The organism is Ensifer sp. Root1252, from assembly GCF_001425885.1.
GTDB lineage: Bacteria > Pseudomonadota > Alphaproteobacteria > Rhizobiales > Rhizobiaceae > Ensifer > Ensifer canadensis.
Window position 1 is genome coordinate 103,250 of the sequence record NZ_LMDT01000012.1, and the last position, 14,317, is coordinate 117,566.

The 14,317-nt window shown below is 64.0% G+C and carries 13 protein-coding genes; all 13 read left to right on the forward strand.

All coding sequences use genetic code 11. The features are described 5' to 3' along the window. Position 1 precedes the first annotated feature (1 nt). On the forward strand, positions 2-1,120 hold the full coding sequence (locus tag ASD02_RS13050; RefSeq protein WP_057211104.1) for an ABC transporter ATP-binding protein: 1,119 nt from the start codon (positions 2-4) through the stop codon (positions 1,118-1,120). Next, positions 1,117-2,241, forward strand: coding sequence for an ABC transporter ATP-binding protein (locus ASD02_RS13055; RefSeq protein ID WP_057211106.1), 1,125 nt, complete (start codon positions 1,117-1,119; stop codon positions 2,239-2,241). The genes ASD02_RS13050 and ASD02_RS13055 overlap by 4 nt, the downstream gene beginning before the upstream one ends. Continuing rightward, positions 2,241-3,818, forward strand: coding sequence for an FGGY-family carbohydrate kinase (locus ASD02_RS13060; RefSeq protein WP_025427786.1), 1,578 nt, complete (start codon positions 2,241-2,243; stop codon positions 3,816-3,818). The genes ASD02_RS13055 and ASD02_RS13060 overlap by 1 nt, the downstream gene beginning before the upstream one ends. After that, complete coding sequence (locus ASD02_RS13065) at positions 3,815-4,852, forward strand: 2-hydroxyacid dehydrogenase (RefSeq protein ID WP_025427785.1); 1,038 nt, start codon at positions 3,815-3,817, stop codon at positions 4,850-4,852. The genes ASD02_RS13060 and ASD02_RS13065 overlap by 4 nt, the downstream gene beginning before the upstream one ends. After that, a complete protein-coding gene (locus ASD02_RS13070) occupies positions 4,852-6,384 on the forward strand; it encodes a glycerol-3-phosphate dehydrogenase (RefSeq protein WP_038576262.1) in 1,533 nt (510 codons plus the stop codon). Before ASD02_RS13065 ends, ASD02_RS13070 begins: the two co-directional genes overlap by 1 nt. 12 nt (positions 6,385-6,396) lie before the next feature. Beyond that, positions 6,397-7,449: a class II aldolase/adducin family protein gene (locus tag ASD02_RS13075; RefSeq protein WP_057220755.1), complete on the forward strand. Its 1,053-nt coding sequence runs from the start codon at positions 6,397-6,399 to the stop codon at positions 7,447-7,449. Continuing rightward, positions 7,446-8,732 (forward strand): FGGY-family carbohydrate kinase, encoded by a 1,287-nt coding sequence (locus tag ASD02_RS13080; RefSeq protein WP_025427782.1) that lies wholly within the window; start codon positions 7,446-7,448, stop codon positions 8,730-8,732. The genes ASD02_RS13075 and ASD02_RS13080 overlap by 4 nt, the downstream gene beginning before the upstream one ends. Further along, the gene (locus tag ASD02_RS13085) at positions 8,729-9,568 is read left to right on the forward strand and encodes a TIGR01459 family HAD-type hydrolase (protein ID WP_025427781.1); all 840 of its coding nucleotides are present in this window, start codon (positions 8,729-8,731) and stop codon (positions 9,566-9,568) included. Before ASD02_RS13080 ends, ASD02_RS13085 begins: the two co-directional genes overlap by 4 nt. Before the next feature lie 14 nt (positions 9,569-9,582). Then, positions 9,583-10,521 carry a TIM barrel protein gene (locus ASD02_RS13090; protein ID WP_025427780.1) on the forward strand — a complete coding sequence of 313 codons (939 nt, stop codon included), beginning with the start codon at positions 9,583-9,585 and terminating at the stop codon, positions 10,519-10,521. 104 nt (positions 10,522-10,625) lie between these two features. Continuing rightward, a complete protein-coding gene (locus ASD02_RS13095; RefSeq protein WP_025427779.1) occupies positions 10,626-11,411 on the forward strand; it encodes a DeoR/GlpR family DNA-binding transcription regulator in 786 nt (261 codons plus the stop codon). Continuing rightward, positions 11,408-12,175, forward strand: coding sequence for a triose-phosphate isomerase (locus ASD02_RS13100; protein ID WP_025427778.1), 768 nt, complete (start codon positions 11,408-11,410; stop codon positions 12,173-12,175). Before ASD02_RS13095 ends, ASD02_RS13100 begins: the two co-directional genes overlap by 4 nt. A 42-nt stretch (positions 12,176-12,217) precedes the next feature. Then, complete coding sequence (locus tag ASD02_RS13105; RefSeq protein ID WP_025427777.1) at positions 12,218-12,655, forward strand: RpiB/LacA/LacB family sugar-phosphate isomerase; 438 nt, start codon at positions 12,218-12,220, stop codon at positions 12,653-12,655. 357 nt (positions 12,656-13,012) lie between these two features. Next, on the forward strand, positions 13,013-14,290 hold the full coding sequence (locus ASD02_RS13110) for a low temperature requirement protein A (protein WP_025427776.1): 1,278 nt from the start codon (positions 13,013-13,015) through the stop codon (positions 14,288-14,290). The last annotated feature ends 27 nt before the right edge of the window (positions 14,291-14,317 follow it).

The following is a 14,317-nucleotide window of genomic DNA, read 5'->3' on the forward strand; positions in this document are numbered from 1 at the left end:
CATGACGACGCTTCACCTAAAAAACATCGTCAAGCGCTACAAGAGCCAGACGGTTCTCGACGACCTGTCGCTCGATGTCGCCAATGGCGAACGCCTGGTGCTCTTCGGCCCGTCCGGCGCCGGCAAGACGGTGCTGCTGCGCCTTGTCGCCGGCGTCATCGAGCCCGACGAGGGCAGGGTGCTGATCGGCGGCGAGGACATGACCGATGTCGATGCCGAACACCGCGGTGTCGGCATGGCCTTCCAGAACTTCGCGCTCTTTCCCCACATGAGCGCCTTCGACAATATCGCCAGCCCGCTGACGGCGACGCGGTCGTCGAAGGATGCGATCACCGCGGGCGTGCAAAAGGTCGCCAAGCTCCTGAAGATCGACCATGTACTGAGCCATCACCCGAAGGCGCTTTCCAACGGCCAGAAGCAGCGCACGGCATTGGCCCGCGCGCTGGTCGGCTCGCCGCCGCTGCTTTTGCTCGACGACCCGTTGCGCAATGTCGACGCGAAACTCCGCTTCGAGATGCGGCTGGAACTGCCGCGCCTTTTGGCAGCAGAAGGTGCTACCGTCGTCTACGTGACCCAGGACTACAAGGAAGCGATGGCGCTCGGCGACCGGATCGCGGTGATGTCGCAGGGGCGCATCCGCCAGATCGGTACGCCGCAGGAAATCTACAACGCACCCGCCGACATCGAGATCGCGCGGCTCTTCGGCGATCCGACGATCAATCTTTTGGACGTGGCGCCGCAGAAGAGCGGTGACGGTGTCTTCGTCGAACTCTCCAACGTCCGGGTGCGGCTTGCCGATTATGACGGCGATGTCTCGGGCAAACCTTGTGTTCTCGGTCTGCGCCCGGAAAGCATCGTCTTTGTCCAAGCATCGGCGCCGGGCGCCATCCCGGTGACGGTGGAGGCGGAAACGCCGCTCAACGAGAAGACCGTGACGCTGGCGATGACCGCGCGCGGCCGTGAAATCCTCGTGTCGCGTCCGGCCGGAACGCCTGGACCGGTGGCAGGACCGGCCCATATCGCCGTCAACGGTGCCCACGCCTTCCTCTTCGACAAGGCGAGCGGCCGGCTTCTGCCGCGCGCCGACATCGCATCCAAGCGCAATGGAGAAGCGGCATGAACGACACCGCTCTTTTGATCAGGGACGTCGATAAGTTCTATGGTCCGGTCGATTACGGCGTCCACGCCGTCAAGAAGCTCAACATGGACGTCCGGAAGGGCGAGATCATCGCGCTGCTTGGCTCGTCCGGCTGCGGCAAGACCTCGACGCTGCGCATGATCGCCGGTTTCGAGGCGGTGTCGCGCGGCACGATCTCGCTTGGCGGACGCGAAGTCCAGACGTTTGCGCCGGTGCGCCGCAACGTCGCCATGGCGTTTGAGGGCTATTCGCTCTATCCGCCGCTGACGGTGCGCGAGAACATCGCCTTTGCGCTCAAGGCGTCCAAGCTGTCGCAGAGCGTCGTCGACGAGAAGGTGGCTGGTATCGCCAAGCTGCTCGAGATCGAGGATATTCTCGGGCGTTATCCGAGCTCGATCTCCGGCGGCCAGCAGCAGCGCGCCTCGCTGGGGCGGGCGCTGATCCGTGATGCCAACCTGCACCTGCTCGACGAGCCGATGGGCCAGCTCGAGCCGCAGCTGCGCGCCGTGCTGCGCGGCCGCATCAAGCACTACATCAAGGAACGCGGACTGACGGCGATCCTCGTCACCCACGACCAGACAGAAGCCAATGCCCTTGCCGATCGCATCGCGGTGATGGAAGGCGGCGTGCTGCAGCAGTTCGATACGCCGCAGAAGATCAAGGAGCGTCCGGCGAACCTCTTCACCGGCACCTTCGTCGGTGAGCCGCCGATGAACGTGTTCGAGGCGAGTGTCACCGGTTCGGACGCCAAGGTCGCCTTCGGCCTCAGGGACGGCGTGCGGCTGGAATATCCGGCGTCGGATTTCTCCCATGCCGTGCGCGACGCGCTGATGAAGCGGCAGAAGGTGGTGCTCGGGATCCGGCCATATGCGGTGCGCCGCAGCGCCGACGGAGTTTCCGGACGTGTGGCGGTCAACCAATGGCTCGGTGACCAGACGCATATCGCGGCAGACTTTGCCGGCGGCACCATGGTGCTGGTCGAGCATGACCGCACCGAACTTGCCGTCGGCCAGCCGATCGGCATCCACCTCGATCCGTCGAGCCTGCATGTGTTCGACGGTGACAGCGGCAAGGCGATCAGCCACGGCGTGGAGCTTGCCTGATGCGCGACATCCTCATCGGCATCGATGCGGGAACGTCGGTCATCAAGTCGGTGGCCTTCGACCTTGGTGGGCGGCAGCTTGCCATGGCATCGGTGCCGAACACGTACGAGGCGGTCGGCAGGACCGGCAGCGTGCAGGACCTCAATCGCACCTGGACCGACACGGTCACCACCTTGACCGAGCTTTCGGCCAGGGTCGAGAACCTCGCTGGCCGTGTTGCGGCGATCGCGGTGACCGGGCAGGGCGACGGCACCTGGATGATCGACAGAGCGGGCGATCCCATCGGTAAAGGCTGGCTCTGGCTCGACGCGCGTGCTGGCGACACGGTGGAGCGCCTACGTGGCGACAGCGGCGATGTCGAGCGTTTCGCCAGCACCGGCTCCGGGCTTGCCGCGTGCCAGCAAGGCGCGCAGCTGCGCTGGATGAGCGACAACGCGCCGGAAATGCTGTCCGGTGTTGCAACCACGTTTCACTGCAAGGACTGGCTCTACTTCAAGCTGACGCAAATGCGTGCCACGGATCCCTCCGAAGCCAACTTCACCTTCGGCAACTTCCGCACCCGCAGCTACAACGACGACGTCATCCGTTTTCTCGGCCTTCAGAAGCTCAAGCATTTCCTGCCAGAGATCGTCGACGGGGCAACGTCGCACCACCTGCTTTCGTCGGAGGCAGCCGGCGCCACCGGTCTTCCCACGGGCACACCGGTGGTGCTCGGCTATGTCGATGTCGTCTGCACGGCACTTGGCGCCGGGCTCTACGATCCAGGCACCGACACCGGCTGCTCGATCATCGGCTCGACCGGCATGCACATGCGCCTTGCCACGAGCGCCGACGACGTGCGGCTCAACCGTGATCTCACCGGCTACACCATGTGCATGCCGATCACGGACACCTATGCGCAGATGCAGTCGAACATGGCGGCAACGCTCAACATCGACTGGATCCTGTCGGTCGCCGGCGGCCTCTTGAAAGGCATGGGCGTCGAAAAGACCAAGGGCGAGCTTCTGTCCCATGTCGACGGCTGGTTGGCGGAGGCCAAGGATACGTCGCTCCTGTTCCAGCCCTATATTTCGGATGCGGGCGAGCGCGGGCCCTTCGTCGACGCTTCGGCGCGCGCTTCCTTCGTCGGGCTTTCGATCACCCACGGCTTCGGCGACATGGTGAAGGCGGTGTTCGACGGGCTCGCCATGGCCGCGCGCGATTGCTACGCCGAGATGGGGCCGCTTCCGGGCCGCATCCGGCTGACCGGCGGTGCCGCACGTAGCGCCTCGCTTCGGCGCATTCTTGGTGGTGCGCTCGGGGCCAGTGTCCAGACCAGCGAGCGCGAGGAGGCGGGGGCGGCAGGAGCAGCCATGATCGCGGCCGTCTCCCTCGGTATCTACCCCTCGATGGCAGAATGCGTGCGTGACTGGGTGTCGCCGCATCAGCGCGCTGCCGAGCCCGCCGACGCGGCGCTTGCGCGCCGTTACGACGGCCTCTTCCCCTCCTACCAGCAGTCGCGCATCGCGCTTCGACCCGTGTGGCACGCACTTTCCCAGGATGCTGCCTCGGGATCACAACAGGAAGAACTGAAATGAAAAAGATAGCCATCATCGGCGACCGGTTCATGCTGCCGGACGTGTTTCGCGACAAGATCGTCGAAGCAAGCGGCGACGGCCATGAGATCCGCACCCTCGAGCTGCCCTGGCCGGATGTGCCGATGGAGCATGGTTACGCCGTCGAAGGCATGGACGGTCTCAAGGAATATCTGGGGAAGGCGGACGATATCGTCGAATTCATCGGCGACGCGGAAATCCTGGTGACGCAGCTTGCGCCGCTCTCGCGCGGCATGCTGACGTCGCTTCCCGGGCTGAAGCTCGTTGCCGTCTCGCGTGGCGGGCCCGTCAATATCGACATGTCGGCGGCACGCGACGCCGGTATCAGCGTCGTCAATACGCCCGGCCGCAATGCCAGCGCCGTTGCCGAGTTCACGCTCGGCGCCATCCTCGCCGAGACGCGGTTGATCCGCACCGGCCACGAGGCGCTACGCAAGGGCGAGTGGCGCGGCGACCTCTACCGCGCCGACCGCACCGGCCGTGAGCTTTCGGAAATGACCGTCGGCGTCATCGGCTACGGCAACATCGGCACCAAGGTGGTGCGGCTGCTGCGGGCCTTCGGCACAAAGGTTCTGGTGCATGACCCCTATGTGCAGCTGAGCGCCGACGATCTCAACGCCGGCGTCGAGCATGTGGCGCTCGACGACCTCCTGTCGCGCTCCGACCTTGTGACGCTGCACCCGCGCGTCACCGAGGAAACCCGGAACATGATGAATGCCGAGACCTTCGCGAACATGAAACCCGGTGCAATCTTCGTCAACACGGCGCGCGGGCCGCTCTGCGACTACCACGCGCTCTATGAGAACCTTGTGAGCGGCCACCTGTCGGCGGCCATGCTCGAGACCTTCTCTGTCGAACCGGTGCCGGAGGACTGGCCACTGCTCCAGCTTCCGAACGTGACACTGACGCCGCATATCGCCGGCGCTTCTGTTCGCACCGTCACCTACGCCGCCGAGATGGCTGCCGAAGAGGTGCGCCGCTACATCGCCGGCCTGCCGCCGGTCAATCCGTGCTGATGACGGGAGGCAAGAACGTGGGTTCCGAGACCGGAATATATGATCTTTTTGTCGTCGGCGGCGGCGTCAACGGTGCGGGGATCGCGCGCGATGCGGCCGGGCGAGGGCTCTCGGTCCTCTTGTGCGAGAAGGACGATCTGGCGCAAGGCACAAGCTCGCGCTCGGGCAAGCTGGTGCATGGCGGGCTGCGCTATCTCGAATATTACGAGTTCCGGCTGGTGCGCGAGGCGTTGATCGAGCGTGAGGTGCTGCTCTCATCCGCGCCGCACATCATCTGGCCGATGCGGTTCGTGCTGCCGCACAATCCGGCCGACAGGCCCGCCTGGCTCGTGCGGCTCGGACTGTTCCTCTACGACCACCTCGGCGGCCGCAAGCGTCTGCCAGGCACCCGCAGCCTTGATCTCAGCACTGCGCCTGAGGGTGCGCCGATCAAGCGGGACTATCGCAAGGCCTTCGAATATTCCGACTGTTGGGTCGATGACGCCCGGCTCGTTGTGCTCAATGCACTCGATGCGCAGAAGAAGGGCGCGCGCGTCTTGACCCGCACCGCCTGCAGCGCCATTCGTCGCGTCGACGGCCTCTGGCAGGTGGAGATGACGGATCTGCGCACCGGCGTGAAATCCGAGGTCAAGGCGCGCTGCGTGGTCAATACAGCGGGGCCATGGGTCAACGATGTCATCGGCCGGATCGCCGGGCTCAATTCCAGCCGCAGTGTGCGACTGGTCAAGGGCAGCCATATCGTCGTGCCGAAATTCTGGGAGGGGCGGCAGGCCTATCTGGTGCAGAACCCGGACAAGCGGGTGATCTTCATCAACCCCTACCAGAACGACCTGGCGCTGATCGGCACGACGGATATCCCCTATGAGGGGCGGCCCGAGGACGTATCCGCCGATGGCAACGAGATCGCCTATCTCTTGAAATCGGTGAACCGCTACTTCAAGCAGCAACTGACCGAAGACGATATCGTCCACTCCTTCTCCGGCGTGCGTCCGCTCTATGACGACAATGCCGAAAACCCGTCGGCGGTGACGCGCGACTATATCTTCGAGGTCGATGCGGCCAACGGCCAGGCGCCGCTTCTCTCCGTCTTCGGCGGCAAGATCACCACCTTCCGCAAGCTGTCGGAACATGCGCTCGAGCGGCTGAAACCGTTCTTCCCTGAGATGGGTGCGGCCTGGACCGCCAAGGCGCATTTGCCGGGTGGCGACATGGCCAATGCCGATTTCGAGCAGTTTCTTGGGGATCTCAAGGCGCGCTATCGCTGGCTGACGGCCGACCTCGCCAAGCATTACGCGCGGCTCTACGGCACGCGCACGCACGATCTGATCGGCAATGCCAAATCGCTCGAAGACCTCGGCGCTGTCTTCAGCCCGCTGTTTCGCGAGCGCGAGGCGCGCTTCCTGATCGACAACGAATGGGCGTCGACGGCTGAAGACCTACTGGAACGGCGGACGAAACACGGCCTGCACATGACACAGGCCGAGAGGCTGGCTTTCGCCGGCTGGCTGGAACGCCAGCAAGTGGCGGCCTGAAGGAGAGTGGGAATGCGCAGTCTGGAATTGGAGGCCTTGCTTGATATCTCGGCGCGGGTCGGCGCCGACCCGCTGCTGGTGCAGGGGGCGGGCGGAAACACGTCGATCAAGGAGGTCGGCACGCTCTGGATCAAGGCCTCCGGCCTCTGGCTTGCCCATGCGCGCCAGCGCGACGTCATGGTGCCGGTGGCGCTCGACCCATTGCTCGAAGCGTTGGATCGCATGGATCCCGCGGCCGAGAAAGCCCAGGACTTCGTCATCTCCGAAATGAACCCTTCCGGCCTCAGGCCGTCGATCGAGACGACGGTACATGCGCTGATGCCGCAGAAGGTGGTGATCCATGTCCATTGCGTCGAAACCATCGCGACCGCCGTGCAGACGATCGGTGCGGCCATCGCTGCCGAACGCCTGACGGGTATCCCGCATGTCTTCGTACCCTATGCGCGGCCGGGGCTGCCGCTTGCCAAGGCGATCGCCGAGCGGCTGCAGGAGAAGACGTCGGTGCTGATCCTCGGCAATCACGGCCTTGCAGTTGCCGCCGAGACCGTCGCCGATGCGGCAATCCTTCTGACCGAGGTCTCCCGCCGGTTGACGACGCAGCGACGGGCGGCGCCATCAGCCGATCTCGCGGCACTGTCCCGCCTTGCGGTCGACAGTGGCTATTGCCTGCCCGACGACGCACGACTGCATGCGGTCGCAACCGACCTCGAAAGCAGCCGGATTGCTGCCGGCGGCAGCCTCTATCCCGACCATGTCATCTTCCTCGGCAAGGGGTCCGTCATCGCCGCGCCGGGCGAAACCGCCGTTTCGATCGAGACCGCCAGGAATGAACGTGGCGAAACCCTGCCGCCGCTTCTGCTGTTTCCCGGCAAGGGGGTACTGGTCGAGAAGACCATTTCCGCAGGCGCGCTCGCCATGGCGCGCTGCCTTGCCGACGTGACGGCCCGCATTCCCGCAAATGGGCGTCTTCGCTATCTGAGCGATGCCGAGAACGCCGAACTGCTCGGCTGGGACGCGGAGAAATATCGCCAGAAGCTCAACCGGGCAGGGCAGGCGCTGCAATGAGTGGAGATCAGAACGCCCTTGTTGTCGGCATCGATATCGGCACGTCGGGCGCGCGCTCCGTGGCGATGGTGCCTGACGGCACGATCGTCGCCTCTGGTGCGGCCAAGCTCGCCGCTTTTTCCGATGACCACCGCGATCCGGTCGGCTGGTGGAAGGCGGTGCGGGCGGCGCTTGGCGAGGTGCTCGAGGCGGTCGATCGTCGACGGATCCGCGCCATCAGCATCGACGGAACCTCGGGCACGATGCTGCCCGTTTCCGCCGACGGTGCGCCGCTTGCCACGCCGATGATGTACAACGATCCGGTTTCCGACCGGACGATGCTGGACGCAATTGCCGCCCATGCACCGAAGGAAAGTGCCGCCCACGGGGCAACCTCCGGTCTTGCCAAGGTGCTGCTGTTCCAATCGGTGCCGGATGTCTTCCGTGTCATCCATCAGGCCGATTGGCTCGCCGGGCATTTTACCGGGCTCTACGACGTTTCCGACGAGAACAATGCCTTGAAGACCGGCTACGATCCGGTGGCGCGGTGCTGGCCGGAGTGGATCTCACGAACTGGCGCGCGCATCGATCTCCTGCCGGAGGTGCTGCCGGCCGGTGCGCCGGTTGCGACGATATCGGCGGCCGCAGCCGAAGCCTTCGGCCTGACGCCGGATGTCATTTTAGTCGCCGGCACGACCGATGGCTGTGCCTCGTTTCTGGCGACCGGTGCCGATCGTCCGGGCGATGGCGTCAGCGCACTCGGCACGACGTTGACGGTGAAGGTGCTTTCCGACCGGGCGCTGTTTGCCCCGGAATATGGCCTCTACAGCCACCGGATCGGCGACATGTGGCTGGCGGGCGGCGCATCGAATACGGGAGGCGTTGTTCTGGCCGAGTATTTTTCCGCAGAGCGCATCGATGAGCTTTCCGCCCGCATCGATCCGGCTGTCGATAGCGGGCTCGACTATTACCCGCTGACGAAGCCCGGCGAGCGCTTCCCCATCGCCGATCCGAATCTTGAGCCACGCCTGACGCCGCGACCCGAGGATGACGCGATGTTTCTGAAGGCAATCTTCGAAGGCATCGCCGGTATCGAAAGCCTTGCTTATCACAGGCTGACATCGTTCGGCGGACCCAAGCTCGGTTCCATACGCACCGTCGGTGGCGGTGCAAGAAATGCGGCGTGGTCGGCAATCCGCGCGCGCAAGCTCGGCGTGCCGTTCCTGACGGTACGTTCGGAAGAGGCCGCAGCCGGCACGGCGCGGCTGGCGCTTGCCGGTGCAAGACAGGCAGGTGTGTTATGAGTACTGTCATCTCAGGCCTCGGCGATATCGCCGATCGTTATGACGCCTTTCTGATCGACCAGTTCGGCGTGCTGCGCGACGGCCGCAGGCCCTATCCTGGTGCTGCCGAAACGCTGGTGCGGCTGAAGAATCAGGGCAAGCGCATCATCATTCTCTCGAATTCCGGCAAGCGCTCGGCGGAAAACGACCGCCGTCTCGTCGATCTCGGCTTCGTCGCCGGCAGCTGGGACTGGTTCCTGACCTCGGGCGAAGTGGCGTGGCAGATCCTGAAAAAGGAAGGCGGGCAGGCAAGCGGGCCTCCGAAAAAGTGCCTGCTGGTCAGCCGCGACGGCGATCTGTCGCCGCTCACCGGGCTCGACCTCGAGCGCACCGAAGATGGCGCGGATGCGGACTTCGTGCTTCTGGCTGCGAGCGAAGGCGATGTCCTGCCGCTGTCGCACTATGAGGCGCTGCTGGCGCCTGCGGCACGGCGCGGCGTGCCGTGCCTCTGCACCAACCCCGACAAGGTGATGCTGACCAAGAGCGGAATGGCTTTCGGGGCTGGGCGGATTGCGGAGCTTTACGAGGAACTCGGCGGCACGGTGCGCTGGATCGGAAAACCATTCGCCGACATCTACGATTTTGCCCTCGACTTTCTCGGTCATCCCGATCCGTCGCGCGTCTGCGCAATCGGCGACAGCATCGAACACGATATCGCCGGGGCGGCAAGTGCCGGCCTTGAGTCGGCGCTGGTGACCACCGGGATACTGGAGCATGCCTCCGACAAGGAGCGGCAAAAACTCTTTGCCGAGCATGGCGCCACGCCCGATTTCATCCTCCCGAAATTTCTCTGGTAGTCAGGAGTACGGTCTTGGCTTTCACGCTGTCGCTCAACACCAATCCGCTGGTCAATCGTTTTGCCGAGCCTGATGATCTGATCGAGACAATCGGGGAGCAGATCCGCATCGGCTACGTGCAGCTGACGCATGAGTTCGTCAATCCGGGCTGGCCGGCGGCAACGATCTCCAAGACCATCCGTCAGTTCAGGGCAGCGCTTAGCCGCACCGGCGTCAGGATCACCTCGGGCATGACCGGGCCCTATGGCAGGCTCAACCACTTCGGCCACCCCGACCCGGATGTGCGACGCTACTATGTCGACTGGTTCAAGACCTTTGCCGATATCTCCGCCGAGCTTGGCGCATCCGGCATGGGCACGCAGTTTGCGATCTTCACGCTGAGGGACTATGACGACCCGGCCCGGCGCGAGGAGATGATGAAGATCGCCATCGACTGCTGGCGCGACGTGGCGGAACACGGCAAGGCGGCCGGTCTTTCCTATGTGTTCTGGGAACCGATGTCGGTCGGGCGCGAGTTCGGCCACACGATCGCCGAGTGCCGCTCGCTCGACCGGCGGCTCGCCGAGGCGGAGTTGCCGCTCCCAATGAAGATGATGGTCGATATCGACCATGGCGACGTCACCTCCGACGACCCCGATGACATCGACCCCTATGCCTGGGCGGGCGCATTTCCCGAGCGCTCGCCGATCATCCACATCAAGCAGTCGTCGATGAACAAGGGCGGGCACTGGCCGTTTACCGCTGCCTACAACCGGGATGGCCGCATCACGCCGGAGAAGCTGATCGATGCGGTCAAGGCCGGCGGCGGCACCGACAACGAGATCTGCCTGGAGCTGTCCTTCCGCGAGCGGGAACCGACCGACCACAACGTTGTGGAGATGATCCGCGAATCCGTGGAGTTCTGGGAGCCCTACATCGATACCGGGTTCAACCGATCATCAAAATCACACTGAAATATCACAAAGTATCATTAGCTAGATTGAAATATAACATAAAGGTGTTATCTTCTCAGGTGTGATGTCGCGCTCTCGCGGCATCGGGATCGAGGCGGATGACGATGAAGCCGGAAGACAGGCGACAGGCGATCATGGATGTTTTGATGGAGGCCGGCACGGCGTCCGTCGAGGATCTGTCACTCCGTTTCGGCGTCAGCAAGATGACGGTGCATCGCGACCTCGACGATCTCGAACAGGCTGGCCTGTTGCGCAAGGTGCATGGCGGCGCTTCGATCCAGTCGAGCCCGCAGTTCGAAAGCGATTTCCGCTACCGCGAGAAGATTGCCGCCGCCGAGAAGAACCGCATTGCCGAATATGCGGCGAGCCTGATCGAGCCGGGGCAGAGCATCCTCATCGACGACAGTTCGACGGCCGGCGCGATTGCCGGCTGCATCAGGGACATCAGGCCGCTGACCGTCATCACCAACAACCTCGGCGTCATCACCGGTCTGTCCGGTGCGCCCGGCATCAACGTCATCGCGCTCGGCGGCCAGTACAGCAAGAAGTTCAACGGCTTTTTCGGCATCGTCACCGAAGAGGCGCTGCGCTCGCTGCGCGTCGATATCGCCTTCCTCTCCAGCTCCGCAGTCGCGGGAACGGCAGCCTTCCACCAGGACCAGGAGGTCGTGCAGGCCAAGCGGCTGATGGTGAAGTCGGCGGCGCGCAAATATCTCATGGTCGATCACGACAAGTTCGGGCGTTCCGCCCTGCATTTCCTGACAGGGCTCGACGCCTTCGATGCGGTGCTGACCGGCGCCGAGGTGGCGGATGAGCATGCCGCGACGCTCCGCGAGGCCGGAATCCCCCTGGTGACGGTCGACAATCGAAAAGCATCGGAGAAAGCATGAACAAGCCGCAGCTCTGGGTGGGCACAAGCTGGAAGATGAACAAGACGCTGGCGGAGGCCATGGTCTTTGCCGAGAGGCTGGCCGCAGCGGACGGAGCGCGCGACGAGCGCATCCAGCGTTTCGTCATTCCACCCTTTACCGCCGTCAGACAGGTCAAGGAACGGCTCGTGCAAACGGGCGTCAAGGTCGGTGCGCAGAACATGCATTGGGACGACGCCGGCGCCTGGACCGGCGAGGTTTCGCCGGTGATGCTGAGGGACTGCAACCTCGATGTGGTCGAGCTTGGCCATAGCGAACGGCGCGAGCACTTCGGCGAGACCGACCGTACCGTGGGCCTGAAGACGGCAGCGGCGGTGCGCCACGGCCTGGTGCCGCTGATCTGCATTGGCGAGACGCTCGCCGAGCGCGAGGCGGGCGAGGCGGATGCCGTCCTGAAGCGGCAGGTTGAAGGCGCGCTGGAACTGCTGGAAGGCGACGCGCGCAAGGCGACGATCCTGCTCGCCTACGAGCCGGTCTGGGCCATCGGCGTCAACGGCATTCCGGCAACATCAGACTATGCCGACGAGCGCCATAAGCGGATCGCCGACGTGGCGCAAGGCGCGCTCGGCGTGCGCGTTCCCGTCCTCTACGGCGGCAGCGTCAATCCCGGCAATTGCGAAGAACTGATCACCCAGGGGCACATCGACGGCCTGTTCATCGGCCGCTCCGCCTGGGACGTCAATGGCTATCTCGACATTCTGCAGCGCGTCTCGAAGGCGATCTGAGCCCTCGTACCCCGCAGATCAACAAGACGGAAAGGAACAATCATGAAGATCGCAATCGGAGCAGACAGCGCCGGCAAGCCCTTGCTCGACGTCATCGCCGCCCATCTCAAGGGCAAGGCCGACCTCGAAGTCAGCGACCTCAGCCAGTCCGGTTTCTACGCCGACCTGTCGCAGAAGCTGGCGCAGACCATCGTCGATGGCGACAACGAGCGCGGCATCCTGTTCTGCGGCACCGGTATCGGCGTCTGCATCTCGGCCAACAAGGTGCCGGGCATCCGCGCCGCGCTGACCCACGACACCTATTCCGCTGAGCGGGCGGCAAAGTCGAACAACGCACAGATCATCACCATGGGCGCGCGCGTCATCGGGCCGGAGCTGGCGAAGTCGATCGTTGATACCTGGCTCGCCTCCGAATTCGACGCGAACGGCCCGTCGGCCGGCAATGTCGACGCGATCGATCGTCTCGACGCGGCGAAGTAAGCGAGCCAACTGCTAGAGCGTTTCCGGTTTAAACGGAGCCACAGACCCGCTCTATCTCTTTGTTTTTACGCATTTCCTGGCGGAAAGCCGATTCGCACTTTTCCTGGAAATGCTCTAATACCGCAATGCACGTTGATCCTCCCTCGCGCATCGCGGCGAGACGCCCGGCAGAGATGCCGGGCGTCTTTTCCTGATTTGCCACTGCCTAATTCGTTTCAGCGTCGTTTGCGCGTCATGTTTGAGGCGCGGCGCTGTCGGGTGTTTTGGCAGACCGCCGGGGCACTGCCGGCTTGACGAAGCTTCTGTAAATATTTGAACATGCTTGCATATCGTCACGTCAGCGAGGAATGCCGCCCCATGCCCGACGCCCCAACGACACCGCCGCATGCCGGAAGCCACCGCCTGGCGCGCATGAGCGGCCGCGACACGCACGAACACCACCGCACAGCCACGACGCTCGAGCTTCTGTTCGACCTGACCTTCGTCATCGCCTTCAGCCTTGCGGCATCGCAGCTTGCGCATCTGATGGCCGAAGGACATTTCAAGGCGGGGCTGATCGGCTTCTTCTTCGCCAGCTTCGCCATCTGCTGGGCCTGGATCAATTTCACCTGGTTTGCTTCCGCCTATGACACCGACGACTGGGTGTTCCGGTGCGTGACCATGGTGCAGATGGTCGGCGTGCTGATCCTGGCGATCGGCCTTCCCGCCATGTTCCGCTCGGTCGACGAGGGTGCCCATCTCGACAATGGCGTGATGGTGCTCGGATACGTCGTCATGCGGGTGGCGATGATCTTCCAGTGGCTGCGCGCCGCCGGCCAAGATCCGGCACGACGGCAGGCCTGCATGACCTATGTGGTAGCGATCACGGTTGCGCAACTCGGCTGGGTCGTGCAGATCTTCGTCGACTTCTCGATCGTTGTCACCTTCGCCATGGTCGTGGCGCTCACCGTCATCGAGATGCTCGGGCCCTATATCGCCGAGACGCGGCATGGCGGCACGCCCTGGCATGCCCACCATATTGCGGAACGCTACGGCCTTCTGGCAATCATCGCGCTCGGAGAAGGCGTCGTCGGCACGGTCGCCTCGATCACGGCGGTGGTGGATGGGGAGGGCTGGAACCTCGACGTGGCGCTCGTCTGCCTTGCGGGCACCGGGCTTACCTTCGGCATGTGGTGGATCTATTTCCTGTTGCCGAGTGCCGAGGTCCTGCACGTGCACCGCAGACGCTCCTTCGTCTGGGGCTATGGTCACATGTTCATTTTCGCCGCGATCGTTGCGACCGGTGCGGGCCTGCATGTCGCCGCCTATTACATCGAGCACAAGGCGCATATCGGGTCGCTTGCGACCGTGTTGACGGTGGCGGTCCCGGTCGCGGCCTATATCGCTCTGGTCTACGGCATGTATGCCTATCTGCTGCGGCAGTCGGAACCGCTTCATGCCTGGCTGCTCGCCGGCACGATGCTGCTGCTTGCGGCGTCGATCGCGGCCGCGATGGCGGGCGTCGACATGGCGATCTGCCTGATCATTCTGATGTTTGCGCCGTTCGTGACCGTCGTCGGTTTCGAGGCGGTCGGTCATCGCCACCGGATGGCGGCGCTGGAACGGTGCCTTGATGAGGCAGAGCCGGTGCATTGAACGCCGGGAATTGGCTATTCGAAACAG

Excerpts from the sequence above, each read along its gene's own strand:
- ASD02_RS13050 (WP_057211104.1), top strand. The coding sequence starts at position 2 with ATGACGACGCTTCACCTAAAAAACATCGTCAAGCGCTACAAGAGCCAG.
- ASD02_RS13055 (WP_057211106.1), top strand. The coding sequence starts at position 1,117 with ATGAACGACACCGCTCTTTTGATCAGGGACGTCGATAAGTTCTATGGT.
- ASD02_RS13060 (WP_025427786.1), top strand. The coding sequence starts at position 2,241 with ATGCGCGACATCCTCATCGGCATCGATGCGGGAACGTCGGTCATCAAG.
- ASD02_RS13065 (WP_025427785.1), top strand. The coding sequence starts at position 3,815 with ATGAAAAAGATAGCCATCATCGGCGACCGGTTCATGCTGCCGGACGTG.
- ASD02_RS13070 (WP_038576262.1), top strand. The coding sequence starts at position 4,852 with ATGACGGGAGGCAAGAACGTGGGTTCCGAGACCGGAATATATGATCTT.
- ASD02_RS13075 (WP_057220755.1), top strand. The coding sequence starts at position 6,397 with ATGCGCAGTCTGGAATTGGAGGCCTTGCTTGATATCTCGGCGCGGGTC.
- ASD02_RS13080 (WP_025427782.1), top strand. The coding sequence starts at position 7,446 with ATGAGTGGAGATCAGAACGCCCTTGTTGTCGGCATCGATATCGGCACG.
- ASD02_RS13085 (WP_025427781.1), top strand. The coding sequence starts at position 8,729 with ATGAGTACTGTCATCTCAGGCCTCGGCGATATCGCCGATCGTTATGAC.
- ASD02_RS13095 (WP_025427779.1), top strand. The coding sequence starts at position 10,626 with ATGAAGCCGGAAGACAGGCGACAGGCGATCATGGATGTTTTGATGGAG.
- ASD02_RS13100 (WP_025427778.1), top strand. The coding sequence starts at position 11,408 with ATGAACAAGCCGCAGCTCTGGGTGGGCACAAGCTGGAAGATGAACAAG.
- ASD02_RS13105 (WP_025427777.1), top strand. The coding sequence starts at position 12,218 with ATGAAGATCGCAATCGGAGCAGACAGCGCCGGCAAGCCCTTGCTCGAC.
- ASD02_RS13110 (WP_025427776.1), top strand. The coding sequence starts at position 13,013 with ATGCCCGACGCCCCAACGACACCGCCGCATGCCGGAAGCCACCGCCTG.